The organism is Intrasporangium sp. DVR (assembly GCF_040365325.1).
Lineage (GTDB): Bacteria > Actinomycetota > Actinomycetes > Actinomycetales > Dermatophilaceae > Intrasporangium.
The window spans coordinates 23,676-49,245 of sequence record NZ_BAABZW010000024.1 but is presented as its reverse complement, the minus strand read 5'-3'; the positions used below and the strand labels follow the sequence as shown (position 1 = coordinate 49,245).

Here is a 25,570-nt window from a genome sequence, read left to right as displayed (position 1 = left end):
TGGTTCACGAAAAGTTCAAGTTGCCTGCAGGATGCCGCATTCCCGGCGACCCGGGAACGGCCGGTCCCGCAGGGCGGCGGACTCCGGGTCAGCCGGGTCAGCCGGGTCAGCCGGGTCCGCCGTAGGCCTCGACCTCTTCAGGGGTGGCCCTGCGCACGACGACGCGGCTCCAGGCGCCGACGTAGAGCCGGTCGTCGTCGTCGAGCTCGGTCCGCGGACCGACGGCGATCGGGTCGTCGGGCAGCGGCCCGGACGCCGGCCCCACGAAGGTGCCGTTGGAGCTGCCGAGGTCCTCGACGAACCACCGGGTCCCGTCGGTCGTCAGCTGGGCGTGCCGGCGGCTCACCCCCGGGTCGGAGGACAGGTCGATCTCGGGGTGCGTGTTGCGGCTCTGGCTGACCCGCCCGAGCAGGACACTGCGTGAGCGGATCGGCACGATGATCGGCAGCCCCGGTGACGGACAGGGGTCATCGACCTCCTGCGTCTGGTACCAGTCCGGGTCGACCCACACCTCGGCGAGCCAGTCGAAGCGCTCGGCAGCCGGCACGTTCTGCACACTCGACGGGGTGGGGGTGGGCTCGGACTGCACACTCGACGGGGTGGGGGCGGGCTCCTCGGTCGGCGCACCCGCCAGGTCGAGCAGCCCCGACGAGCGGGGCATGGCCCCGGTGGTGAAGTCGTAGCCGCACGCCTCGCAGAAGAGCGCGCTCGCAGGGTTCGGTGCCGAGCAGTTGGGGCACTCCAGCGAGTCACCGGCCGGGCTCGACGGCGCCTCAGCCGGAGCGGGCCCGGGGCCAGCAGCGGGAGCGGGCCCAGCGGCATAGGACCCGGTGGAGCCGGGCGACCCGGGCGAGGACGCCTCCGCGCCCGACCCGGCTGCCTCGATCGGCGACCCGCAGACGTCGCAGTAGTCGTCCGCCTGGGACTGGTGGCCGTTGGGGCAGGTCACCGTCATCGGCGCACCCGACTCGTCTTCGTGGACGCGGTGTCGAGGGACATCTCGTCGAGCTTGGAGACGCTCTTCTTGAGCCGCACGGTGCCGGTGTCGGCGTCGTCGATCTCGACGACCTTCTTCAGGCGGGTCGTCATCTCGTCGTTGCCGGTCTGGCCGGCGAGCTGGACGGCGCGGCCGAGCTTGGCCGTGGCCACGTCGTCGTGCCCGGACGCCTTGGCGGCGAGTCCCTCCTGGATCACCTGGGCCAGCTCGGCCTGGCCGGTGTAGGCCGCGACGGCCGGGTCGATCCGCGTCGTCAGCGCGTCGTCGCTGCTCCACCTGGCCTTGACCAGCCCTTGGCAGACGGGCTGGTCGCCGAGTGCCAGCGACACCCGGGCGGCCAGCTGCTCCTGCCCGAGGGTGCGCGCGGGCAGCCGCACGGCGACGTGGTAGTCGCGGCTCTCGTCGGACCACGCGCCCGTCGGGTAGGCCCCCGTCAACGGGTTGACCGTGGTGCGCCGGCCGGTGAGGTCCTCGAGGGTCGGCGAGACCTGCCGGACGAAGAGCAGCTCGGCGCCCTGCGGCACCCAGACGCGCAGCTCGGCGTTGGCGACGCCGCGCGACATCGACGCGCGCATCATCGCCTGGAACTCGGTGGCCAGCTCCTCCGGCTCCGGCACCAGCCCCACGGTCCCGAGCAGCGCCGAGGCGATGGCGCGGACCTCGTCGACGCGCCACTGGTCACCGACCCCACGGGCGTCGCACTGGAAGACGCCGATGCACGACTGGACCGCCGCCTGCAGCGACGCCGGGGTCTCGCCCTCGTTGACGCCGTCGGTGAGCAGGATGGCGTGCCGCTTCTGCACGTGCGGCACCGTCTCGAAGATCTGCCGGGCCAGGGTGAGCCAGGTGCCCATCGCCGTGCCCCCCTGGGCGCGGAGGCCCTCGACGGCTCGGCGGGCCTCGGCGCGGGTGTGCGACGACATGACGGCCAGGGCGCCCTGGTGGGCGTAGGGGTAGACGATCTGTGCGGTGCCGTTGCCCGAGACGACGGCGAAGAGCGTGCCGTCGACGATCTCGTTGAGGGCGGCCTTGGCGGCGTGGCCCGCCTCCATGACACCGCGCCGGCCCATCGAGCCGGACGTGTCGATGAGGATGACCTCGGCCGCGGAGCCCGGGTCGACGACACCGGCCGACGTCGCGGCGGACGCGCCGCTGGAGGTGATGCGCACGATCGCGTGGACGTCGGTCCCGCCGTCGGGGAGGAACTCGTTCTGGAACACCTCGGCGGTGAAGTCAGCCATCGATGGGGTCACCTTCCTCTGGCGCGGCCAGCGCGCCTGTCGTCTGCTGTGATCCTTGCCCACCCAGTCGAGCAAGGGCAACCGTGATGTTGTCGCGCCCGCCCTGCTCGTTGGCGAAGTCGACGAGCGCCTGGGCGAGGGCCGTGGGGCTCGCGTCGGCGCCGACCTCCGCGGCCATGTTGCGCACGAGCAGGCGCATGTCGGCGGCGGCGGAGCAGTAGTTCCACAGGCCGTCGGAGCAGACGAGCAGCCATCCCGAGCCGGCCTCCTCGGCGGACAGCGTCGTCAGGTGGGGTGCCAGGTCCTCGGGGGCGTCGGTGCCGAGCCAGCGGGTGATCGAGTGGGCGTGGGGGCCGTTCTCCGCCGCCTCGCGGGGGACCCCCGTGAGCATCTGCTCGTGGGCGTACGAGTCGTCCTGGCCGAGCTGGCGCGCCGGCAGGTCCGTGCGGTCGGGCAGCCAGTAGACGCGGCTGTCCCCGACGTTGCCGGTGACGACGACGCCGTCCTCGATGACGGCGGCGGCGATGGTGCAGGAGGGTGGGTTGTCCGACTCGCCCTCGACGGCGACCCGGACGGCGTCGTTCGCGGTGGCGACGGCGGTGCCGAGCGCCTTCCCGGCGGCTGACGCCCACGCGTCCGGCGTGCCGGCTCCTCGCGGGAGCGGCTGGTCGAGGACCGAGCGGGCGGCGCGCGCTGCGGCGAGCGAGGCGATGTGGGAGTCCGTCGCCATCGACACCCCGTCACAGACGACGAGGACGGCGCGGCTGCCGGGCGGCTCGGCGGCGCTGAGCGCCATGGCGTCCTCGTTGCGGGCGTGCCGCTGACCGATGTCGCAGACCCCGCCGACCCACGTTGCCGGGGACTCGGCGAAGTGGTTGCGCGGGTCGGGTGGGGGCGAGCCGCAGTGGTCGCAGTAGCCGTCGACGTAGTGGCCCTCCCCGCACGTCCGGCAGGGCTCCGCGCTGGGCTCCACCGTCTCGGCCGGCCGAGTCGACGAGGAGGCCGGAGCCGAGGCGACCGCACCGGTCCAGCCGACGTCGAGCGGCGACTCCTCGCCCACCGGTGCCGTCTGCGGGGTGGCTGGGGAGACCACGGTGCCGTATGCCGCTGGGCTCGCTCCCGCTGCCCGCGTCCCGGCTGCCAGGTCGGCTCCGCAGGCCTCGCAGAAGCTGGCGTCCCCGGGGTTGGGGGTCCCGCAGGAGGGGCACGCGGGCTCCGGCCCGGCGGCCTGGGGCAGCTCGGTGGCCTGCGGCAGGCGGGGTGGCGGGGCGTCGGTCACCAGAGGCTCCAGGGTCGGACGGCGTTGGCTTCGTCGACGAGCGCGACGCGCTCGGCGGTCTCCGGGGTGCGGCTGGCCAGCTCGCGCAGGGCCTGCTCGAGCCCGACGCGCAGCCCCGGCTCGGTGGCTCGGTGGGTGCCGAGGTGCAGATCGGGCTGGGGCCCGTCCTTGCGCACGGTGGCGAGCGCCTCGCGGTAGATGTGGGTCGACACCTCGGCGCGGCGCCGGGCCGTCAAGGAGGTGTCGGTGAGGGTCCGGAGCGCCTCGGCGAGGTCGGGGAGCCCGCGGTTGGACCGGGCGAGCAGCTCGGCGAGGGCGGCGCGTGCCGTCCGGTAGGCGCTGGAGTGGGTCGGGACGAGCCGGTAGGCGGCCACGGCGCCGTCGACGTCACCTCGGCCGGCGCGGATCCGGGCCAGCCCGAAGGCCGCCATCGGCACGTAGGTGGAGTCGGTCCGGGCGCACGCGATGTAGAGGTTCTCGGCGACCGCGTCGTCGCCGGCCTTCTCGCTGGCATGGGCCAGGGCCAGCTTGGGGGCGAGCTCGCCGGGGACCTGGCCGTAGACGGCGTTGAACGCCGCCTGGGCCGACCGGGCGTCGCCGCGCTCCAGCGCCGCGAGTCCCTGGATCCAGACGGCCCGCCACTCCCACGGGTCGTGGGAGAGCAGCTCGGTCGCCGACGCCTCGGCGACGTCGCGGCGGCCGACGCTGAGGGCGGTTCGGGCGAGGTCGAGGAGGACCTCGGCGGTCCGTGCCGGGGCCTCCCGGAGGATCGCCAGGCGCTGCTCCGGGCTGCCGGTGAGGGTGTGCAGCCAGTTCGTCTGCGCGTCGTGGGGGTCACGCCGCAGCGCGGGAAGGCTGCGCCAGTCGTCGGCCTCGTCGCCCGGTGTCGGCGCGTCGAAGAGGAGGGACCCGACGGTCGTCGTCGCCGCGCCCGACCCGCGGTCGATGGCGACGACCTCCCGGAGCACCCCGACCATCTGCGAGCGCAGCTCGTCGGCGGAGACGAAGCGGTCGTCCCGGTTGGGGGCGCAGGCCTTCGAGACGAGCCGGTAGAACGAGTCGTACTTCTGGAAGACGGGGCTCGAGTCCTGCGGCGGGAGGATGTTGAGGTAGGTCGACTGGTAGCCCCGGAACTCCATCGTCAGCACGACGAGGGTGCGGCCGATGGTGTAGATGTCCGACGCGACGGAGGTGCCGAGCTCGGCCACCTCGGGTGCCTGGTAGCCGACGGTCCCGAAGATCGCTGAGTCCTCGTCGTCGACCCGCCGCACACCGCCGAGGTCGATCAGCTTGACCTCGTCCCCGACCTGGATGATGTTGTCCGGCTTGAAGTCGCAGTAGACGAGGCCGAGGTCGTGGAGGTACTGGAAGGCGGGCAGGATCTCGAGGAGGTAGGCGAGGGCCTGGTCCACGGGCAGCGGGTCGTAGAAGCCGGCCCTCTGCATCCGCTGTTTGAGGATCGACTTGAGCGACGTGCCCCCGACGTACTCCATGACGATGTAGCCGGCGTCGTCGTGGGTGACGAAGTTGTAGATCTCGACGATGTTGGGGTGGGACACCTGCGCGAGGAACCGCTGCTCGGCGATGGCTGCGGCCAGGGCGTCCGGGTCGGCCGAGTTGAGCAGGCCCTTGAGGACGACCCACCGGTCGGAGACGTTCTTGTCCCTCGCCAGGTAGATCCACCCGAGGCCGCCGTGGGCCAGGCACCCGGCGACCTCGTACTGTCCGGCGACGAGGTCACCCGCGCGAAGCTTCGGGTCGAACGAGAAGGGGTGCCGGCAGTTGGCGCAGAAGCCGGTGGTGCGGCCGGGTCGACCGTCGCGGCCTCGGCCCACGGGCTCGCCGCACTTGGGGCAGAAGCGTTTTGACTCAGGGACGACCGGGTCCGTCAGCAGCGCCTTCTCGGCGTCGATCGTCGGCGCGGGGCGGACCGTGGTGATGCCGCCACCGAGGCGGGCGCTGCGCAGGCGCTGCGACCCGCCGGTGCGGCGCGTCACCACGGACCCGCTCTGTCTGGCGCGCTTGGACCCGAGGGCCGCGGAGGCCAGCATGCTCGAGGCGGCTGACCTCGTGGAGAGCTCGGGGCCGACCCCGGCGGGACGGGTGACGGCCGAGTCGACGACCTGGACGACGTCGTCCTGGTGGGCCGGAGTGCCGCACACGTCGCAGTAGCCGTCGTCGATCCTGCCGGTGCAGCCGGGTTGGGCGCACGGCGTGCCGTCGGGCACGGTCGTCAGGGCCGCGTCGGGCTCGGTGGGCGCCGTCGCGGGTGCGGTGGGGGGTGCGGTGGGGGGTGCGGTCGGGGGTGCGGTGGGGGTGGGCGCCATCCCGCAGACGTCGCAGTAGCCGTCGACGATCGTTCCGGTGCAGCCGGGCTGCCCGCACCGCAGTCCGGTGGGCGTGGGCGGGGGGCTCGTGGTCACGGGTGGGCCCTTCCTGGTCTGGACGGCGGGCGCGTCACGGCTTCGACATAGGACTGGTACGCGGACGCAAGGGCCCGGGCCCGGACCGTGGGCATCGGGCGCTGGGCCAGGACCGCGTCGAGGCGCGACCGGAGCGCGGCGAGGTCGCCGGCCACGTCCTCGCCGGGTCGCTGGGCCGCGACCATAGCGTCGAGCATGGCGTCGAGCATGGCGCCGACTGCCCCGGCGAGCCCGACGACCTCGTCCCGCTCGGCCAGCGCGGCGGCATACGTCTCATGGGCGAGGTCGAGCGCGCGGGAGACGCGCTCCAGCCGCTGCCGGTAGCCGGCGAGCTCGGCGGCGCCCGCTGGCACCGGGCCGAGGGCGCGGACGTTGGGGATGGCGAGGTGGGGGGCCGGTGTCACCGCGGCGATGCACTGACGCTCGAGGGCCCGGATCGCGGCGGCCCGCGCGTCGAGCTCCTCGACCTGCTGCTTCGTGTCGGCGCGGTCCTGTGCCGCGTTGGCCCGCTCGGCGGCGGCGACGATGAGGTCCCGCTCGAGCACCGCGAGGTCGATCTCGATCGGGCCGATGATGCCGCCCACATCCGCTCCGCGCCGGGCTCGCTCGACGAGGTCGGCGACTCTGCGGTCGAGGCGGGCCAGCTGCTCGGCTGCCCCGTCCCGCTCGGGGCCGGCCGGCACGAGGGGCAGCTGGTCGCGCACCCGCTCGGCGCCGGCCCGCAGGACGGTGATGCGCTGGGCGGCCTCCGCAGCACCCGGTGCGAGGGAGGCCCGGGCCTGCAGCGTGCGGGTGAGCGAGTCGAGGAGTCGGCAGGCCTCGGGCAGGCTCACCGCGAGGGAGCCGCTCGCCGGCAGGGACAGGTGCTCGGAGGTGTTGGAGTCGAGCCGTCCGTGGATGAGCGTGGACAGGCGCTCGGCCTCCTTGGGGCCGACCCGACCGCCGTCGAAGGTCGTCTCGAGCAGGGTGAGCCGGTCGTTGATGGCCTTCCAGAAGGTGAGCGCGACCGTGAGGTCGGTCGTGATGGCGGTCTGCTCGCCCGGGGAGAGACGCAGGATCGCGGTGTCGACCTCACCGAGGTCGGCTCGACGCTGCCCCACCCACTGCCGTAGGGCGGCGAGGTAGGTCTGGGCCTCCGTGGCCTGCACCGGCACACCGAGGCTGCCCGGCGCTGCGGGAGCCGCGATGCCGCCAGGGGCGCTGCCACGGCGCGCCGGTGGGGGCGGCGAGGAGGCCGGAGGTGGGGGAACGGCCCCGGACAACGTCATCGGGCGGCTCTCCCGTGGACACCGACCGGCGGGGCAGGCGCCGGCCCGAGCGTGTCGGCGAGCCAGCGGTTGTAGATCGCCTTCCACCGGCCGTCGGCCTTGAGGTCGGCGAGCACGCGGTTGACGTAGCGCACGAGGTAGACGTCGTCGCGGTGGAAGCCGAGGCCGTAGGGCTCGTCGGTCATGGGAGGCGCGGAGGTGACGACGGTGTAGGGGTCCTGGGCAGCGAGGCCGGCGAGCACGGTGTCGTCCCCCGTGATCGCGTCGGCCTTGCCCTGCTGGAAGAGCACGAGGCAGCCCGTGTGGTCAGCCGCAGGGACGGCCTCGACCCCCTGCACCGAGCGGAGCTTCTCGAGCGTCGACGTCCCGCGCGGCGCGCAGACCTTCTTGCCCGCCAGGTCCTCGAGTGTCGTGCTCGGCACCTTGCCGCTCGGGTCCTTGGCGACGAGGAGCTTCTGGCCCGAGTGGTAGTACTCCGCGGAGAACGCGATCTCCTGCCAGCGGGAGCACGTCATCGTCATGTTGCGGGCGACCATGTCGACCTCGCGGTTCTTGAGGACATCGATCCGGTCGGCCGCGGTGATGACGCGGAACTGGACCTTCGACGCGTCGCCGAGGAGGCTGGCGGCCACCGCTCTGGCGATGTCGATGTCGAAGCCCTCGATCCGGCTCGTGAACGGGTCCCTCGCGCCGAAGAGGTAGGTGTCGGCGGAGACGCCGACGACGAGGTGACCACGCTGGAGGATGGTGCGGACGGTGCGGTCGGTGATGTCGCTCGACGCAGGCAGGGACGGGAGCGGGTCGTAGGACTGCGTCGGGCTGGTGCAGGTCACGGGTGTCGCCGGGGCCGCGGGGGTCGACGAGGTGACCTTCGGTGCGGGCAGCTGGGTCTCGCCGTAGGTGACACCCGTGCACGCCGAGAGCAGGAGCGCGGCCACGGTCGCGAGACCGACGACGGGGCCGCGACGGCTGCGCGTGCGGGTGCCGCCAGCGGACCCGGGGGGGTGAGGAGTGGGCGTGGTCATCGGTACTCCTTGATCCGCTCGCCGACACCTCGGACGATGAGCCACGAGGCGAGAAGGGACAGCAGCGCGACGAGCGCGGCCCAGATGGTGCCGCCTCCGCCCAGCGAGCCGAGCTGACCGATCGCGGACCGGCTGGCGGTGTCCCGCTGGGCGGTCACCTGATCGTCGAACGCGGTGAAGGTGACGGTCGAGCCGACGCCCTGCCGGCCCGTGGCCAGGTCGACCGCGTCGTCCCAGCGGCCGCTGTCGTCGAGGCTGCGGATCTGCTCGTGGGCCGAGGCGTAGGCGGCCCACGCGTCGGCCAACGCGGAGCTCCCGTTGACGCGCTGCACGGCCGCGCGGATCGTCGTGTCGTTGGCGACCCACGCTGCCTCGTAGCGGTCTCCGCTCCCTCGCTGGATGAGGGTGAGGCTCTCGTTGGCGCGGGCGTCGTTGGCGGCGGTCCGGATCTGCGCGAGGTCGACCGCTCGCCGGTAGTCGCCCGCGGCCACCTGGGAGGCCGTCGTGCCGATGCCGCCGATCGTCGAGGAGGCGACGAAGAGGCCGACGAGCAGGATCGCGACGCCGAGGGCGAACGAGGGGTTGAGGTAGCGGTGGGTCCGGCGGGCGAGCCAGATCGCCATGAGGACCAGGAGCACGAGGGCGCCGACTCCGAGCAGGAGCTGCACACTCGAGTTGGTGCGGTCGAACTCCTTCTGCGCCCTCGTCTCGTTGGCCGCGACGACCTGGGCCACCACGGGGATGGCCGACGCCCGCAGGGACGCGCTCGCCTCGGTGAGGTAGCGAGCGCCCACGGGCAGCCCGAGCCGGTTGTTGGACCGCGCCTGCTCGACGAGCGCCGCGTAGGTCTGGACCTGCTCGGCGAGGACGCCGAGTGCCTTGGCATCCGCGGGCTGGGCGGCCGCCCCGGCGGCGATGTTGCGCACGACGGCGGCCATGGCGGCGTCGTACTGGGCGCGTGCGTCGGCCGTCTCGAGGCCGCCCACGAGGAAGGCGTTGGTGGCGAGCGCGTCCGCACGGAGCAGGTCGACGTGGATGGACTGCATCCGCACCACCTGCTGCGTGTTGTTCGCGGCGCGCTCTGCGGCCGCCTCCGACGCGAGGATGGCGTTGGTCGCGGCGCCGCCGAGCAGGAGGGCGGCGATGACCCCGAGGATGCCGACGAGCCGCATGCGACCCGGCGTGCCGCGCAGCAGGCCCCGGACAGCGGACTGGATGGTCGCGCCCGAGCCCCGGATGGTGCCGGGGGTCGCTGTCGGCGCGGGCGGTGCCGGCCGGCCCTGGGCGGCTGCCGGGGGCGGAGGGAGCGGCGCAGCGGAGCCGGCCGGCGCCGCGACCGGGATGTTCGTCTTCGGTGCGCTCGTCATCTGGGCTCCTCGTCGGGCTCCACGTCGGCCACCTCTCGCGCGGCGTCAGCACTCTCATCGGGGGACGGGTCCTCCTCGGAGCCTGCCCGACCACCCGTGGGCGGACCATCGGGGTCCTCCCTGACCGGCACCCGAACGTCGCCACCGCGCGCGTCCGGTGCCTCGTCGGCCGGCTCGTCCGGTTGCTCGGCCGGTTGCTCGTCCGGCTGCTCGTCCGGTTGCTCGACGACGTCGTCCGCGGTCAGGAGACGCAGGTCGTCCCGAGTCGGCTCCACGGCGTCCTGGAGCCGCCAGGCGTGCCGACCGACCGCGTGCTCGAACAGGTTGCGGACGAACCGGCCGTTGCCGAACGCGGGCGTCCTGGCCGTCGCCTCGAGGGTGTGGCGCACGCGTCGTCGGGCTTCGTCGGTCAGCTCGTACTCGGCCCTGGCGGCGATCGAGTCGAGGATCGCGACCAGCTCGTCGTCGCTGTAGTCGTCGAACTCGATCGTCGTCGTGAAGCGACTGGCCAGGCCGGGGTTCTGGGCGATGAAGTGCACCATCGGCTCGGGGTAGCCGGCGACGATGACGACGAGGTCCTCGCGGTGGTCCTCCATCTCCTTGACGAGCGTGTTGACGGCCTCCTGCGCGAACTGGTCGCCGGTCAGGGCGTAGGCCTCGTCGATGAAGAGGACCCCGCCGACCGCCTTGGCGCACACCTCCGCGGTCTTCATCGCGGTCTGACCGACGTAGCCGGCGACGAGCTCCGACCGGTCGACCTCGACCAGCTGGCCCTGGGGGAGCAGGCCCAGCGCCTTGTAGATGGCTCCGACGAGACGAGCGACGGTGGTCTTGCCGGTGCCCGGGTTGCCGACGAAGATCAGGTGCCGGCTCATCCGGGGCGCCTTGAGCCCGGCCTCGACCCGCATCTTCTCGACCTTGAGCAGGGCCACCTGCCGATGGATCTCCTTCTTGACCCGCTCGAGGCCGATCATCACGTCCAGGTCGGCGAGCAGCTCCTCGACGGACCGCTCCGGCTCGGCCGGCGCCTCGGGCGCGGTTGGAGGCGCCGCGGCGTCCACGTCCGCCGCAGCAGGGTCGCCGGCTGGTCGTATGCCGCTGGGCTCGCTCCCGCTCGGCGCCCCGGTCCCGGCCGGCCCGGGTGACCGAACGTAGCCCCAGTCGCGCAGGACGGCATCCGTGCCGACGCCCGGCGGGAGCGGCGGGAGGCCGGTCGAGGAGCCCCCGAGGGTCGAGCGCGGGTCGACGGGCCGAGCGGCGCGGTCGGCCGCCCCGAGGTAGGTGGCGCTCGCCGCCGTCGCGTTGGCGATGACCCAGATCGGTGCGGTGCCCAGCATGACCGCGTCAGAGGCGATCTCGGTCAGGGCCTGGGCGTAGTCGGCCGCCAGGACGTGACGCGACGCGGCGAGCGAGACGAGCAGGTCGGTGGGGTGCTTCCGCCACCGGCGCCCCTTGGAGGCGGCGTCGAAGAAGGCCTCGTTGATGGTGGCGGGGTCGGTCACCGCGGGCAGGGCGACCGCGGCCCACTCGCGCGCGGCGCCGGGCACCGACTCGGCGAGGGCAGCGGCGACGCGCAGCCCTTCGTCGCGGGCGGCGCCCGGGTCGATCCCGGCCAGCCGGGCGACGTCGACGAGCGCGTCGAGGCTCTCGGCGAGCGCGGACTCAGCTGTGGTCATGGGGGCCCTTGGGTGTTGGGAGGCGCTGGTCACTCGGGTGGAGTGAGGGCTTGGGGGTGGTTGGGCGGAGGCACCGCGCCGGGAGTCTGAGCAGGAGTCGGATCGGGAGCCGGACCAGGCGTCGGGTCAGGCGTCGGGTCGGGAGCGCCGAGGCCGAGCGACCCGCCGGTGGACGCGTGGCCGAACTTCTCCTCGAGGAAGGCGCCGTGGACGATGATGGCCTCGGCGTCGGACCGGTTGATGGCGTCGGCCACCTTGTCCATCGTCGCCCCGAGCAGGTCGAGCTGGTCGACGAGCAGCATGACGGAGCTCTTGCCCGCCGCGATCGGGCGGGTGTCGGCCCAGTCGCGCGGCAGGCGCAGGTAGTTGCCGATCGCCACCGGGAGGTAGTCGGTCGCGGTCGCCATGACGCTGTAGCCCTGGGCGCTGCCGATGCCGAGCCGCTCGAGGCGGGGGATCGACTCGCGCACGACCCGGGTCACCCGCAGCAGACGCGAGAGGACGACGCCCGGGACCCGGCCCTCCCGGGCCTGGGTCTCAACGGCATCGAGGGCACCGAGGAGCTGCTCGGTCGTCGGCGGTCCCGGTGGCCCGGCCGTGGGTGAGTCCGCTGCGTCGGGTCGGTCGAACCCGAGCCACGATCGGATCCCCACGTCTCATGTCCCCTTCGTTGGTCTGCCTCATCGCACTCGTCGGTCGGGTTGCGTCAGATGCCCGGCCCGAGGTCGAGGGCACCCGGAGCGGCTCCGGCCGCGCGCCGCGCGTCCTGGGAGGCGACGCGGTCGAGGTAGCTGCGTGACTTCGCCACCTCGGTCTCGAGGGCACCGATCGTCGCAGCCATGTTGTCCAGGGCGCGCACCTTGAACTGGTCGATGGTGTCCATCGTCTCGTAGATGTTGGCGAAGGCCTTCTGCAGCGACTCGATGCTGAGTGTCGAGCTGGCGGACTGCTCCTGGATGCGGGCCGAGTTGGTCTTCAGCAGCTCGGAGGTCCGCTCGATCAGGCCGGAGGTCGTCGTGTTGAGGGCGGTGATCTGGTCGAGGACGAGCTGCTGGTTGTTGAGGGCCTGGGCGACGATCACCGCGGTGCGCAGCGCGGAGACGGTCGTGGTCGTCGCGCGGTCGACGCCCTTGATGAGCTCGATGTTGTTCTTGATGATGATGTCGATCGCCAGGTAGTTCTGGATCGACACGGCGAGCTGGGTGAGCAGGTCCTGGTGCTTCTGTCGCACGTAGAACAGGACGTCCTCGCGCAGCGCCTTGGCCTTCTCGGGGTCGGTCGTCTCGAGCGTGGCGACCTGGGCGGCCAGCCGCGCGTCGAGCCGCTCCGCGACGTAGACGTACTGGTTGAGCCGGCCCATCGAGTCCCAGAGGGACTTCTTCTCGAGGTTGAGGGCGACGTTGTCCTTCTGCAGCTCGTCCTGGCCGGACTGGAGCGAGTGGAGGATGCCGTTGAGGTGCGACTGCGCCGACTGGTATTTGCGGAAGTAGTCGGTGACCCGGTCGCCGAACGGGATCATGCCGAGGAACTTCTTCGCGCCGGTGGCCTGTGAGGGGTCGAGGTCCTCGACGGTGCGGCGCAGGTCGAGCAGGGTCTGGCCGACCTTGGAGCCCTGGGAGAGCGAGCCCTCGTTGAGCGCCTTGACGGGCATCTGCAGCATCCGGTTGGACGACTCGGCGGCGAACCGGATCTCGTCGGTGCCCATGCTTCGCACGTCGGCGGCGCGGGCCTCCCACTCGGGCGACTTCGTCGTTGCCTTGAGCAGGGAGTCGAGGTAGGTGTCGACCTTGGTGTCGAGGCCGGGAAGGGCGGCCTCCGGCACGGCGGGGGCCATCCTCGGCGCTGACGTCTCGGCCACGGCAGTGACGGGGGGCGGCGGGGTGAGGGTCAGGTGCGTCTCCGTGACCGGAGGCTCGAGCGGCGCTGGGGCCACCTGGGCAGCGGCAGGCGCCTGCTGGGCAGCGGGCTGGTCACTCATCGTCGAACGGGTCCTTCCCCTTTGTCCCGGCCCCGTCGAGGCGTGGCCGTGGTCCCTGAGCCCGCCCAGCGGCATACGGCTGGAAGGGCGTTAGCCACTCTACGTGGCGCCCGCATGGGACGGGCGGGGGATTTCCCCGGTTCCGCCCCGGGCCGGACCCCGGCCGGACCCCGACCGGACCCCGACCGGACCCCGACCGGACCCCGACCGATCCCGGGTCGGCTCCGGGGTGGCTGGGGGGTGGCTGGGGGGACAAGGGGCGGCCGCAGCGCTGGAGTCAGGGGAGGTTCCGTGCTGCGGCCGCGTGCGTGGGGCACCCACACTCTCTCAACGAAGGTGGGGGCCGGAGCGGTTCCCCGCCCGAGAAGGTCAGTTGAACTGCCAGGACCGCTTCGACAGGCCGAACCAGAAGCCGTCGATGACGCTCTGGTTGTCGAGGCGCCCCGACGCGTGGGCCGCACCCAGCGTGACGAAGAGGGGGGCGAAGTGCTCCGTGCGCGGGTGTGCCTCACGCGCCGCGGGAGCCTTGGCGAGGAAGTCGAGGATGCTGTCGATGTCCTTGGCCTGCATCGCCTCCTGGGCCCAGTGGTCGAACTCGGCACTCGCCATCGGCGGCGCGGCATCCGCCCCGGCGCGGGGGTTGAACCAGCGCAGGTTGTGCGTCGTGAAGCCCGACCCGACGATGAGGGTGCCCTGGTCGCGGAGCGGCGCCAGCTTGCGGCCGATCTCGAAGAGGCCACGGGGGTCGAGCGTCGGCATCGACATCTGCAGGACCGGCACGTCGGCCTCGGGGAACATCTCCTTGAGCGGGACGTAGGCGCCGTGGTCGAGGCCGCGCGACTCGTCGCGGTGGACCGGCGTGGAGCTGGCCTGGCCGGGCGCGGTGAGCAGCTTGGTGACGTCGTCGGCCAGGTCGGGGGCTGCGGGCGCGTCGTAGGTGACCTCGTAGTACTTCTGCGGGAAGCCCCAGAAGTCGTAGACGAGCGGCGCTCCGGTCGTCGAGCCGAGGGTCGTCGGGGCGTCCTCCCAGTGAGCCGACACCATGAGGACGTTCTTCGGCTTCGGCAGGTCGGCGGACCACTGGGCGAGCTCTGCCGTCCAGCGGGCGTCGTCGGCGAGCGGCGGCGCGCCGTGGCTGAGGTAGATCAGGGGAGTGGTCATTCGGGTGCTCCTCGAAGAGATTGTTGATTAGTAAACTATCATGGTCAACGGCCCGATGCACGCCGTTGTTCCACAGGGCGTATGCCGCTGAGTCCCTCCCGCGGCCGGTGCGGTCGGTTCTCGGCCGGGTCCGAGGATGAGGGCGCGAGCCGCAGGGGTCGTTCTGTTACCGTCGGGGCGCGTCCACGACCACGCAGCGACGAATCCGCTGCCGTTGGAGCTGCAGGAAGACACAGGTGAACCATGGCCGCCGGCAAGGGTCGCAAGCTCGTCATCGTCGAGTCCCCGGGCAAGGTGAAGTCGATCGCCTCATACCTCGGTGGGGACTACGAGGTCGAGGCCTCGATCGGACACATCAGGGACCTGCCCAACCCGTCCGAGCTCCCGGCCGACATGAAGAAGGGGCCCTTCGGCAAGTTCGCCGTGGACGTCGATCACGACTTCGAGCCCTACTACGTCGTCGACGCCGACAAGAGGAAGAAGGTCGCGGAGCTCAAGCGCAAGCTGAAGGACGCGAGCGAGCTCTACCTCGCCACCGACGAGGACCGCGAGGGCGAGGCCATCGCGTGGCACCTGCTCCAGGCCCTCCAGCCGCGGGTTCCCGTCAGGCGCATGGTCTTCCACGAGATCACCCGCGAGGCGATCCAGCGCGCCGTCAGCGACACGCGAGAGCTCGACCAGGACCTCGTCGACGCACAGGAGACGCGCCGGATCCTCGACCGGCTCTACGGCTACGAGGTCAGCCCGGTGCTGTGGCGCAAGGTCCGTCAGGGGCTCTCGGCCGGCCGCGTCCAGTCCGTCGCGACCCGCATGGTCGTCGAGCGCGAGCGCGAGCGGATGGCCTTCGTCAGGGCGTCCTACTGGGACGTCGAGGGCGACTTCACACCGGACGGTGCGGCCCAGCAGTTCAGCGCCCGCCTGTCCGCGGTCGACGGGTCACGGGTGGCGACCGGGCGCGACTTCGCCGACGACGGCCGGCTCACGGGTCGCAACGTCATCCACCTCGACGAGGCCCTCGCCAGACGCATTGCCGAGGCCTGCCTCGCCGTGGGCGAGGGGTCCACCCGCGTCACGGACGTCCAGGAGAAGCCCTACACCCGGCGCCCCTCGGCTCCGTTCACCACCTCCACGCTGCAGCAGGAGGCCTCCCGCAAGCTGCGGATGTCGTCGAAGAACTCGATGCGCGTCGCGCAACGCCTCTACGAGGGCGGCTACATCACCTACATGCGCACCGACTCGACGACGCTCTCCGACGCGGCCCTCACCGCGGCGCGCAGCCAGGCGCGCGACCTCTACGGCGCCGAGTACGTCCCCGACGCGCCCCGTCGCTACGAGAAGAAGGTCAAGAACGCCCAGGAGGCGCACGAGGCGATCCGCCCCGCCGGTGACCGTTTCCGCACCCCGGCAATGGTCGCCGGCGAGCTGCGCGGCGAGGACTATGCGCTCTACGAGCTGATCTGGAAGCGCACCGTCGCCTCCCAGATGGCCGACGCTCGCGGCTCCACCGCCACCGTCAAGCTCACGGTCGACACCGCCCTCGAGGGGGCGCATCGCGTGGAGTTCAGCGCGTCCGGCACGGTCATCACGTTCAAGGGGTTCCTCGCGGCCTACGAGGAGGGGCGCGACGACGAGACCCAGGCCCGCGCGGACGCGGCCGCCGAGGAGCGCCGGCTCCCCAAGCTGTCCACCGGGGTCACCCTCGAGGTGGTCCGGGCCGAGGCGGACGGGCACGAGACGTCACCGCCGGCCCGCTACACCGAGGCGACGCTCGTCAAGGCGATGGAGGAGAAGGGCATCGGCCGGCCCTCCACGTACGCCTCGACGATCGGGACGATCCAGGACCGCGGCTACGTCTACACCAAGGGGCAGGCGCTGGTCCCCACCTGGCTCGCGTTCGCCGTGACGCGCCTGCTCGAGGAGCACTTCACCGAGCTCGTGGACTACGAGTTCACCGCCTCGATGGAGGAGGACCTCGACCGGATCGCGAACGGCGAGCTCGGGCGCGTCGAGTGGCTCCAGAAGTTCTACTTCGGCGACCGTGCGACCACGGCCGAGGGGCTCAAGGAGCTCGTCGACGACCTGGGCGAGATCGACGCCAGGGAGATCTCGACGATCCCGCTCGGTGACGGCATGGTCGTGCGTGTCGGCCGCTACGGCCCCTACGTCGAGGAGGTCGTCCCCGCCGGGGTCGATCTCGAGACGGGCGAGGTCGCCGAGGGTGCAGCCGTCCCCGTCGCGCCGCGGCGGGCGACGATCAACGACGACATCCCACCCGACGAGATGACGCCGGCCATGGCGCGTGAGCTGCTCGAGGCCGCCGCCGACGACGGCAAGGTGCTCGGGCGTGACCCCGAGACCGGGCGCGAGATCGTCGCCAAGGCGGGTCGCTACGGCCCCTACGTCACCGAGGTCATCGACGACGACGAGACCGCTGCGCCGACGACCGGCCGGGGCCGGAAGGCCGCCAAGCCGAAGCCGCGCACCGCGTCCCTCTTCACCGACATGGACCTCGCGACGATCGACCTGGAGACGGCGCTCAAGCTGCTCAGTCTCCCGCGCGTCGTCGGCGTCGACCAGGAGGGCGTGGAGATCACCGCGCAGAACGGCCGCTACGGGCCCTACCTCAAGCGCGGCACCGACTCGCGCTCGCTCCAGACCGAGCAGCAGCTCTTCGACATCACGCTCGAGGAGGCCCTGGCCATCTACGCCCAGCCGAAGCAGCGCGGTCGCGCGGCCGCCGCGCCCCCGCTGAAGGAGCTCGGCGCGGATCCCGTCAGCGGCAAACCGGTCGTCGTCAAGGACGGCCGCTTCGGCCCCTATGTCACCGACGGGGAGACCAACGCGACCCTGCGCAAGGGCGACGACCCGGAGACGATCACCCCCGAGCGGGGCTTCGAGCTCCTCGCCGAGAAGCGCGCCAAGGGTCCGACGACGCGGAAGCGAGCAGCGAAGAAGACGACCCGCAAGGCCCCGGCGAAGCGGGCCGCCAAGAAGGCCACCACGAAGGCCACCACGAAGAAGGCCTGAGCGGCTGGCTCCCGAACGACACCGGCAATTTCCGAAAGACTTTGACGGGGTGGTTGGGCCCGGGTGAGGGTGGGCAGATGGCAACCCTGGTCTTCGTCCATGCCCACCCCGACGACGAGGCCTCCCAGACGGCCGGCACGATGGCCCGCGCCGTGAGCGAGGGCCACCGCGTCGTCCTCGTCGTCGCGACCAACGGCGACCACGGGGACGCGCCGGATGACCTGGCCGATGGGGAGACCGTCGTCGCCCGCAGGCGTGCCGAGATGGCGGCGTCCGCCGCAGCGATCGGCACGCACCGCATCGTGTGGCTCGGCTACGCCGACTCCGGCATGACCGGCTGGGACCAGAACGACCACGCCGAGAGCTTCTTCCGGGCCGACCTCGAGGAGGCGGCCGGGCGGGTCGCGGCGGTGCTCCGCGAGGAGTCGGCGGAGGTCGTCATCGGCTACGACTGGCACGGCGGCTACGGCCATCCCGACCATGTCAAGGTCCACGCCGTGACGAAGCGCGCGGCCGAGCTGGCCGGCACGCCTCGCTACCTCGAGGGCTCGATGAACCGCGACGCGGTGCGCCGTGCGGTCGAGGCGGTCCGGGCCGCCGGGGTCGATCCGGGCTGGGGGGCGGACGACCCGATGGACGACGGCAACCCGATCGGCACCCCCGAGGACGAGCTGCACTGGGCCTGTGACGTGGGCGAGTGGATGGAGGTCAAGCGGTCCGCCCTCGAGGCGCACGCGAGCCAGTCCGATGCACGCGAGCTCCTGGCGATGCCCGAGCCGCTCTTCACGGCGGTGCTCGGCGTCGAGCACTACCTCGAGCCGGCCCGACCCGAGGGCCTGGTGCGGGGCTGGTTCCTCGACGAGTCCGGCGTCGCCCGAAGCGCCTGAGGGGGCCGCTTCGCGCGGGTGGTGGCCAACCGTTAAGTTACCGTTGGTAAGAACTTGTCGATCTCAGGAGAGCCAACGCCATGACCCCCACCGACCTCAGCAGCGCGACCCCCCAGCAGCTCCAGGACCTGCCCGCGCGCGACCTCGTGTCCGGCCTCGTCGCGATGCCCGACAGTGAGCTGCACGCGCTGCTCACGAGCGAGACCCGCAGCGACGTCGTCGCCGCCGTCTTCCGGGCGATGCCAGAGCTGTTCCGCGCCGACAAGGCGGCCGGCGTCGCGATGACGGCGCACTGGAGCATCACGGAGCGCGCCGACGGAGGCTCGGACGACTGGACGATCCGGATCGCTGACGGCCAGTGCACCTCGGTCCCTGGCCACGAGGGCGACCCGACGCTCAGCCTGACGATGGGCCCCGAGCCCTTCACCAAGCTGATCACCAAGAAGGGCAACCCGGTCATGATGTTCATGACCGGCAAGATCAAGGCCAAGGGCGACCTCAGCCTGGCGGCCAGCTTCGGCAGCTTCTTCGACACCCCCCAGTCCTGATCCCGCCGGGGGCGGCGGCGTGCCCGGCGGGTGACCCGGAGCGACCAGCATGAACCTCATCGAGCAGCTCGCGACACTCGCGCGCCGGGGCGTGCTCCTGCCGGGACGGCCCGATCGCGTCGCCCGCCAGCTGGCCTCCCTGCACCAGTGGGGCTACGGGCTGGCCGGCGAGGCGCGGCAGGCGGCAGCCCGCTCGCCCCACCGGGTCGCCGTCATCGACGAGCACCGTGGCGCGGTGACGTTCGCCCAGCTCCTGGAAGGGTCGGATCGCACGGCTGCGGTGCTGCGCGGCATGCTGGGCGGCACCGCTGCCGAGGACTGGCACCCCGGCTCAGTGCGGGTCGGCGTGCTGTGCCGCAACCACCTCGCGCTCCTCGAGGTGATGATCGGCGCCTCCTCGCTCGGCCTGGACGTCGTCCTGCTCAACACCGGGCTGTCCCCGTCCCAGGCGGGTGCGGTCGCGCGGCAGCACGGGCTGTCGCTGCTCGTGCACGACGCTGACCTCACCGAGACCGCGCGCGGCGCCGGCTGCCCGTTGGTTCTGGAGGGCGAGCTGGTCGCCCGGGCCCGGTCGCTGACGCACGCCGACCCCGGCGTGTCCCCGCCGCACCGGCACGGCCGCACCATCGTGCTCACCTCCGGCACGACCGGCACTCCCAGAGGGGCGCGCCGGCCGCACCCGCGGGGCTTTTCGGCGCTGGCGTCGATCCTCGACCGGATCCCCGTCGGGGTTGGCGGCACGGTGCTGTTGTCGGCGCCCATCTTCCACACGTGGGGGCTCGCCGGCGTCCAGCTGTGCCTCGCCCTGCGGTCGACCATGGTGCTCCAGCGGCGCTTCGACCCCGAGGCGGCTCGCGGCGCGCTGAGGCGCAACCGGTGCGACGCGATGATCGCCGTGCCGGTCATGCTGCAGCGGCTCGTCGAGCTGCCCGACGCCGACCTCTCTACCGCCCACCCGGCTTCGGGGCCGGAGGCCGGGGGCGCGCGACCGGGGCGCCTCGGCGGGGACCGGCTGCGGATCGTCGCGGTGAGCGGCTCGCGGCTGCCGTCCGGCCTCGCCCAGCGGTTCATGACCGACTACGGCCCGGTCCTCTACAACCTCTACGGCTCCACGGAGGTCTCCTGGGTCTCCGTCGCGACCCCGGCGGAGCTCGCCGTGGACCCGGACTGCGCGGGTCGGCCCCCACGCGGCACGAGGATTGCCATCGTCGAGGGCGAGGCGCCGACAGCGACGGACGTCCCCGACGGGGCGGTCGGTCGGATCCTCGTCGACAACGACCTGCTCTTCGACGGCTACTCCGACGGGACCCGGCCGCCGGCGTCCGGAGGCATGGTCCCGACCGGAGACCTCGGGCGGTGGGTCGACGGCCGCCTCCAGGTCCTCGGCCGCGAGGACGACCTCGTCGTCTCCGGTGGCGAGAACGTCTACCCGCGTGAGCTGGAGTCCGCGCTGGCCGAGCTTCCAGAGCTCCGTGAGGCAGCCGTCTTCGGGGTGGCGGACCGGGAGTTCGGGCAGCGCCTCGTCGCCTACGTCGTCTGCCGCCCCGGACTGTCCCTCACTCCCGAAGAGGTCGTCGAGCGCGTGAGGGCCCGGGTCGCGAGGCACGCGCTGCCCCGCGAGGTGGTCGTCGTCGACCACCTTCCGCGCGACGCCACCGGGAAGATCCTCGTCCGTGAGCTCCGGGAGACCCACCCCGACCAGTGACCGCGGCGGCCGGCAGGAGCCGCCGAGGCCTCCGGCCGCCAGGAGCCGAGGGCTCGGCAGCCCGCGTGCAGCACAAGCTCGAGTGGCCCCGCGATCCACAGGTGGATGGCGGGGCCACTCGAGCAGGTGATGCCGGCTGCTCAGCCCAGGGCGGCGAGGATGTCGTTGAACGACGTCGACGGGCGCATCACCGCGGCGACCTTCTCCGCGTCGGGCCGGTAGTAGCCGCCGATGTCGGCCGGCTGCCCCTGGACGGCGATCAGCTCGGCGTCGATGGCCTCCGCCTTCTCGGCGAGCTGGGCCGCGACGTCCGTGAAGGCGCTCGCCAGCTCGGCGTCCTCGGTCTGGGACGCGAGCTCCTGGGCCCAGTACACCGCGAGCCAGAAGTGGCTGCCGCGGTTGTCGATCTGGCCGACCCGGCGCGCCGGGGACTTGTTCTCGTCGAGCACCTTCCCGGTCGCCCGGTCGAGGGTGTCCGCGAGGACCTGGGCCTTGGCGTTGCCCGTCACGCCGGCCAGGTGCTCGAACGACACTGCGAGGGCGAGGAACTCACCCAGGCTGTCCCAACGCAGGTAGTTCTCCTTGACCAGCTGCTGGACGTGCTTGGGCGCAGATCCGCCGGCGCCGGTCTCGAACAGGCCGCCACCGTTGATGAGCGGCACGACCGAGAGCATCTTCGCCGAGGTGCCCAGCTCGAGGATGGGGAACAGGTCGGTGAGGTAGTCGCGCAGGACGTTGCCGGTCACGGAGATCGTGTCCTCGCCCCGACGAATCCGCTCGAGGGAGAAGGCGATCGCCTCTGTGGGCTTGAGGATCCGGATGTCGAGACCCTCCGTGTCGTGGTCGCCGAGGTACTCGTTGACCTTGGCGATGAGGTTGGCGTCGTGTGCGCGGCCCTCGTCCAGCCAGAACACGGCGGGGACCCCGGTGGCCCGTGCCCTCGTGACGGCGAGCTTGACCCAGTCGCGGATCGGCACGTCCTTGGTCTGGCAGGCCCGCCAGATGTCACCGGCGGCCACGGGGTGCTCGAGCAGGGCCGCGCCCGAGCTGTCGACGACGCGGACGACACCGTCGGCGGCGATCTCGAACGTCTTGTCGTGGCTGCCGTACTCCTCGGCCGCCTGGGCCATCAGGCCGACGTTCGAGACCGACCCCATCGTCGCCGGGTCGAAGGCGCCGTTGGCCCGGCAGTCGTCGATGACGACCTGGTAGATCCCCGAGTAGGAGCTGTCGGGCAGGACGGCCAGCGTGTCCTGCTCGTCGCCGGCGGCGTTCCACATGTGCCCCGAGGTGCGGATCATGGCCGGCATCGAGGCGTCGACGATGACATCGCTGGGGACGTGCAGGTTGCTGATCCCCTTGTCCGAGTTGACCATCGCGATCGCAGGTCCCTGCTCGAAGCCCTTCGCGATCGCGGCCTCGATCTCGGCGCGCTTGTCCTCGGGCAGGCTCTCGAGCGATGTGAGGACGGCACCCAGCCCGTCGTTGGGGGAGGCGCCCACGGAAGCGAGCTCAGCGGCATACGTCTCGAAGACGTCGGGGAAGAAGGCGCGGACGGCGTGCCCGAAGATGATCGGGTCGGAGACCTTCATCATCGTCGCCTTGAGGTGGACCGAGAAGAGGACGCCCTCGTCCTTGGCGCGCTGGATCTGGGCGGTGATGAACTCGCGAAGCGCGGCGGCGCTCATGAACGTCGCGTCGACCACCTCCCCGGCGAGGACCGGAAGCGACTCCTTGAGGACTGTCGTCGTGCCGTCACCGGCGACGTGCTCGATGCGCAGGGTGTCGTCCTTCGGCAGGACGACCGACTTCTCGTTGTGGGCGAAGTCGTTCGCGTCCATGGTGGCGACGTTCGTCCTGCTGTCCGAGCTCCAGGCGCCCATCGAGTGGGGGTGCTTGCGCGCGTAGCTCTTGACCGACGCGGGGGCACGGCGGTCGGAGTTGCCCTCCCGCAGGACCGGGTTGACGGCCGAGCCCTTGACCTTGTCGTAGGCAGCCCGGGCCGCCCTCTCCTCGTCGGTCGTGGGGTTGTCGGGGTAGTCGGGGACGGCGAAGCCCTGGTCTTGCAGCTCCTTGACCGCGGCCTTGAGCTGGGGGATCGAGGCGGAGACGTTGGGCAGCTTGACGATGTTGGCCTCGGGGCGCTTGGCCAGCGCGCCGAGCTCGCCGAGGGCGTCGTCGGCGAGGCCGAACGAGGCGAGGATGCGGCCGGCGAGCGAGATGTCGCGGGTCTCCACGGCGACCCCGGCCTTCGACGCGAACGCCTGCACGATCGGCAGCAGCGACGCCGTGGCGAGCGCGGGGGCCTCGTCGGTGTACGTGTAGATGATCTTCGAGTCCGTCACCTGTGCTCCATTCCGAGGGGTTCCGATAAAAATCTTGATATCAAGATATCGGATGCGTCGCCGGCGTGGAGACGCCCTCCCATCCTGCCGGGGTGCCGTGCGCCACGCCACAGGGTCGCTCGGGTGTGAGGGGACGCCGTATGCCGCTGGGCTCGCCCCCGGTCGGTCGTTGCCTCACTAGGGTGGTGGGGGTGACCAGCGACGCCCGGACCGGCCTTCTCGACCCCGCGACGGGTCGCCACCTCGACCGTCTCCTCGCGGCCCTCCAGCGGGACTCGCGGCTGCCGTCCGTCGCCGCGGGCATCGTGCGCGATGGCGGGATCGTCTGGGCGAAGGCCCTCGGGACCCTCGACGGCCGGGCGACCGGCGAGCCCGCCGACCTCGACACCCAGTACCGGATGGGCTCGATCACCAAGACCTTCGTCGCGGTGGCGGTGCTGCGGCTGCGCGACGCAGGTCGACTGGACCTGGAGGACCGCCTCGAGGCCCACGTCCCCGGGTCCCGCCTCGGCGGTGCGACGGTCGCGCAGCTGCTGTCCCACGCGGGCGGGGTCCAGGCCGAGACCAACGGCCCGTGGTGGGAGCGCACCCCGGGCGGGCCGTGGGCCGAGCTGGCCGACTCGCCTGTCGTGCAGCGGTTTCGCCCGGGTCGTCGGTTCCACTACTCCAACGTCGGCTATGCGGCGCTCGGGGAGCTGCTGGCCCGGGCGCACGGTGAGAGCTGGTTCGACGTCGTGCGCCGAGAGCTGCTCGAGCCGCTGGAGATGCGGCGGACGACGACGCGACCCGAGGGCAGGGCTGCTCCGGGCTGGGCCGTCCATCCCTTCGCCGACGTGCTGCTGCCCGAGCCCGAGCACGATGCCGGCGCGATGGCTCCGGCCGGTCAGCTGTGGACCACCGTCGAGGACCTCGCGAAGTGGGCCGTCTTCGCAGCGGGGGACACGGGGGACGTGCTCGACCCGGACACCCTGAGCGAGATGGCCGAGCCGCACGTCGTCGGCGACAACCCGGGACAGCCGTGGACGGTGGCCCACGGCCTGGGCTGGCAGGTCTGGAACGTCGAGGGCCGCCGGGCCATCGGGCACGGTGGCTCGATGCCCGGCTTCCTCGCCGGCCTGCGGGTCGACGTCAAGTCCGGTGACGGCCTGGTGTCCTTCACCAACTCCACCGGCGGACCGTTCGGGCCGCAGGTGGGCGTCCTGCTCACCGAGTTCCGGGAGCGGGAGCCGAAGCAGCCCGAGCCGTGGCACGCCGCGGGTGACGTGGGTGTGCTCGACCTCGTCGGCCTGTGGCACTGGGGCCCGACGGTGACGATGGCCACGGGCGTCGGCGAGCACCTCGTCCTCGGTGAGCCCGGCCAGGGGCGCGGATCGCGCTTCGAGCGGGTGGCGCCCGACGAGTGGCGTGGCCTGGACGGCTACCACCTCGGCGAGCCGCTCCGGGTGATCCGCCGGCCCGACGGGACGGTCTCCCACCTCGACCTCCAGTCGTTCCGGCTGACCCGGACCCCGTACGACCCGGAGGCGGATGTGCCGGGCGGCGTCGCCGACGCGGGCTGGGCGTGACCGGCGCAGCTCAGGGAGGCTGACGGGGAGGAGCCGTTCCACCACGGCACCGACGGGTGCGTCGCCGGTGTCCCCAGCCACGTGCCCGTGGGGCGCCGCAAGGGGAAGCGAGCTGAGCGGCATACGGCTGGAGTCGTATGCCGCGGGGCCGGCTCCGCGCCGGGCGCGCGGTCAGCGGGCGCGCGAGCGGGTCGGTGTGGGCGCGTCCGAACCGGACCCCGCTCGAGTGGCCCCATGATCCACACCGGGAGCCCGGCGAGCCTGTGCACACGGGGGCCACTCGAGTGAGGGGTCGCGGGAGCGGGTCAGCCTCGCAGGCGAACCGAGAGACAGGTGACGCAACCCTCGAGCTTCTCGAACTCCGAGATGTCGACCGGGACGACGTCGTGCCCCCGGCCCTGCAGCAGGTGCGCGGTGCGCGGGGCCGCGGCCGACATGAGCACCGACATGCCGCCGAGGAGCACGACGTGCGCTCCGGCCTCCTCGGGCACGGGCAGGAAGTCGGCCCACTGCGCCGGGTCGTCGACCGTCGGCTCGTGGCCGATGATCGTGCCCGAGGGAAGGGCCGTGACCGCCGACTTGAGGTGCAGGGCCCGGGTCACGGGAACCGGCGACACGGTGACGGCGAAGCCCGACAGGGCCTGCGCGAGCTGGGCGATCCCCTCGTCGTTGGACCGCCCACCTGAACCGACCCAGACGGTGCGGCCCCACTTGAGCACATCGCCGCCGTCGAGCGTGCCCGGCTCCTCGATCTCGATGCAGCGGTATCCCACCTGCTCGAGCGTCTCGCGCAGCCCGACCTGCTCGGCCCGACGCTCCGGGGAGCCGGACCGGCACAGCACGGCGAGGTCGCCGAAGACGACGACCTGGTCCTCGATGAACACCCCGTCCGGGCAGTCGTCGACGGGCGGGGCCTCGACGAGGTCCCAACCGCGGCGCCGGAGGGCGGCGCAGTACTCCTCCCACTGGCGCAACGCGAGGTCGGGGTCGACGAACGGCGAGCGCGCGATGTGGGTGACGATGCCGTCGGCGAGACGCGGCGAGGGCCGGCGGACCAGGGCGAGGCGACGGTGCACCC

The 25,570-nt window shown here is 72.4% G+C and carries 18 protein-coding genes; 5 read left to right on the top strand and 13 right to left on the bottom strand.

Features of this window, described 5'->3' with window-relative positions:
- Positions 1-106: 106 nt before the first annotated feature.
- From ABWV20_RS16625 to ABWV20_RS16575, 11 genes are all read right to left on the bottom strand, one after another.
- Positions 107-955, bottom strand: coding sequence for a double zinc ribbon and FHA domain-containing protein (locus ABWV20_RS16625; RefSeq protein WP_353357086.1), 849 nt, complete (start codon positions 953-955; stop codon positions 107-109).
- The gene (locus ABWV20_RS16620; RefSeq protein ID WP_353357084.1) at positions 952-2,238 is read right to left on the bottom strand and encodes a VWA domain-containing protein; all 1,287 of its coding nucleotides are present in this window, start codon (positions 2,236-2,238) and stop codon (positions 952-954) included. The genes ABWV20_RS16625 and ABWV20_RS16620 overlap by 4 nt, the downstream gene beginning before the upstream one ends.
- Entirely contained in the window at positions 2,231-3,517 is a 1,287-nt protein-coding gene (locus ABWV20_RS16615; RefSeq protein ID WP_353357082.1) for a PP2C family protein-serine/threonine phosphatase, read from the bottom strand. The genes ABWV20_RS16620 and ABWV20_RS16615 overlap by 8 nt, the downstream gene beginning before the upstream one ends.
- The gene (locus tag ABWV20_RS16610; protein ID WP_353357422.1) at positions 3,514-5,907 is read right to left on the bottom strand and encodes a serine/threonine-protein kinase; all 2,394 of its coding nucleotides are present in this window, start codon (positions 5,905-5,907) and stop codon (positions 3,514-3,516) included. Before ABWV20_RS16610 ends, ABWV20_RS16615 begins: the two co-directional genes overlap by 4 nt.
- Before the next feature lie 29 nt (positions 5,908-5,936).
- The gene (locus tag ABWV20_RS16605; protein WP_353357080.1) at positions 5,937-7,088 is read right to left on the bottom strand and encodes a hypothetical protein; all 1,152 of its coding nucleotides are present in this window, start codon (positions 7,086-7,088) and stop codon (positions 5,937-5,939) included.
- 116 nt (positions 7,089-7,204) lie between these two features.
- Positions 7,205-8,233 (bottom strand): glutamate ABC transporter substrate-binding protein, encoded by a 1,029-nt coding sequence (locus ABWV20_RS16600; protein ID WP_353357078.1) that lies wholly within the window; start codon positions 8,231-8,233, stop codon positions 7,205-7,207.
- Positions 8,230-9,600 carry a GlnX family signal transduction membrane protein gene (locus ABWV20_RS16595; RefSeq protein WP_353357076.1) on the bottom strand — a complete coding sequence of 457 codons (1,371 nt, stop codon included), beginning with the start codon at positions 9,598-9,600 and terminating at the stop codon, positions 8,230-8,232. Before ABWV20_RS16595 ends, ABWV20_RS16600 begins: the two co-directional genes overlap by 4 nt.
- The gene (locus ABWV20_RS16590) at positions 9,597-11,276 is read right to left on the bottom strand and encodes an AAA family ATPase (protein WP_353357074.1); all 1,680 of its coding nucleotides are present in this window, start codon (positions 11,274-11,276) and stop codon (positions 9,597-9,599) included. Before ABWV20_RS16590 ends, ABWV20_RS16595 begins: the two co-directional genes overlap by 4 nt.
- A gap of 29 nt (positions 11,277-11,305) precedes the next feature.
- Positions 11,306-11,929, bottom strand: coding sequence for a hypothetical protein (locus ABWV20_RS16585; RefSeq protein WP_353357072.1), 624 nt, complete (start codon positions 11,927-11,929; stop codon positions 11,306-11,308).
- A gap of 53 nt (positions 11,930-11,982) precedes the next feature.
- Positions 11,983-13,254: a toxic anion resistance protein gene (locus ABWV20_RS16580; protein WP_353357070.1), complete on the bottom strand. Its 1,272-nt coding sequence runs from the start codon at positions 13,252-13,254 to the stop codon at positions 11,983-11,985.
- A gap of 369 nt (positions 13,255-13,623) precedes the next feature.
- On the bottom strand, positions 13,624-14,415 hold the full coding sequence (locus tag ABWV20_RS16575; RefSeq protein ID WP_353357068.1) for a dioxygenase family protein: 792 nt from the start codon (positions 14,413-14,415) through the stop codon (positions 13,624-13,626).
- Between the two features lie 243 nt (positions 14,416-14,658).
- On the opposite strand from ABWV20_RS16575, the gene topA reads away from it, so the two are divergent.
- The 4 genes from topA to ABWV20_RS16555 all read left to right on the top strand — a co-directional run bounded on the left by topA (position 14,659) and on the right by ABWV20_RS16555 (position 20,582).
- Positions 14,659-17,442 (top strand): type I DNA topoisomerase, encoded by a 2,784-nt coding sequence (topA, locus tag ABWV20_RS16570; protein ID WP_353357066.1) that lies wholly within the window; start codon positions 14,659-14,661, stop codon positions 17,440-17,442.
- Positions 17,443-17,519: 77 nt separating this feature from the next.
- Positions 17,520-18,329 (top strand): PIG-L family deacetylase, encoded by an 810-nt coding sequence (locus ABWV20_RS16565; RefSeq protein ID WP_353357064.1) that lies wholly within the window; start codon positions 17,520-17,522, stop codon positions 18,327-18,329.
- 80 nt (positions 18,330-18,409) lie between these two features.
- On the top strand, positions 18,410-18,877 hold the full coding sequence (locus ABWV20_RS16560; protein WP_353357062.1) for an SCP2 sterol-binding domain-containing protein: 468 nt from the start codon (positions 18,410-18,412) through the stop codon (positions 18,875-18,877).
- Positions 18,878-18,926: 49 nt separating this feature from the next.
- Entirely contained in the window at positions 18,927-20,582 is a 1,656-nt protein-coding gene (locus ABWV20_RS16555; RefSeq protein ID WP_353357060.1) for an AMP-binding protein, read from the top strand.
- Between the two features lie 140 nt (positions 20,583-20,722).
- Here ABWV20_RS16555 and ABWV20_RS16550 read toward each other — a convergent pair whose 3' ends face one another.
- Positions 20,723-22,927, bottom strand: coding sequence for an NADP-dependent isocitrate dehydrogenase (locus ABWV20_RS16550; protein WP_353357058.1), 2,205 nt, complete (start codon positions 22,925-22,927; stop codon positions 20,723-20,725).
- A 191-nt stretch (positions 22,928-23,118) separates the two neighbouring features.
- On the opposite strand from ABWV20_RS16550, the gene ABWV20_RS16545 reads away from it, so the two are divergent.
- Positions 23,119-24,492 (top strand): serine hydrolase domain-containing protein, encoded by a 1,374-nt coding sequence (locus ABWV20_RS16545; RefSeq protein ID WP_353357056.1) that lies wholly within the window; start codon positions 23,119-23,121, stop codon positions 24,490-24,492.
- 305 nt (positions 24,493-24,797) lie between these two features.
- On the opposite strand, the gene ddaH is transcribed toward ABWV20_RS16545, so the two are convergent.
- Positions 24,798-25,568: a dimethylargininase gene (gene ddaH, locus ABWV20_RS16540; protein ID WP_353357054.1), complete on the bottom strand. Its 771-nt coding sequence runs from the start codon at positions 25,566-25,568 to the stop codon at positions 24,798-24,800.
- Positions 25,569-25,570 lie beyond the last annotated feature (2 nt).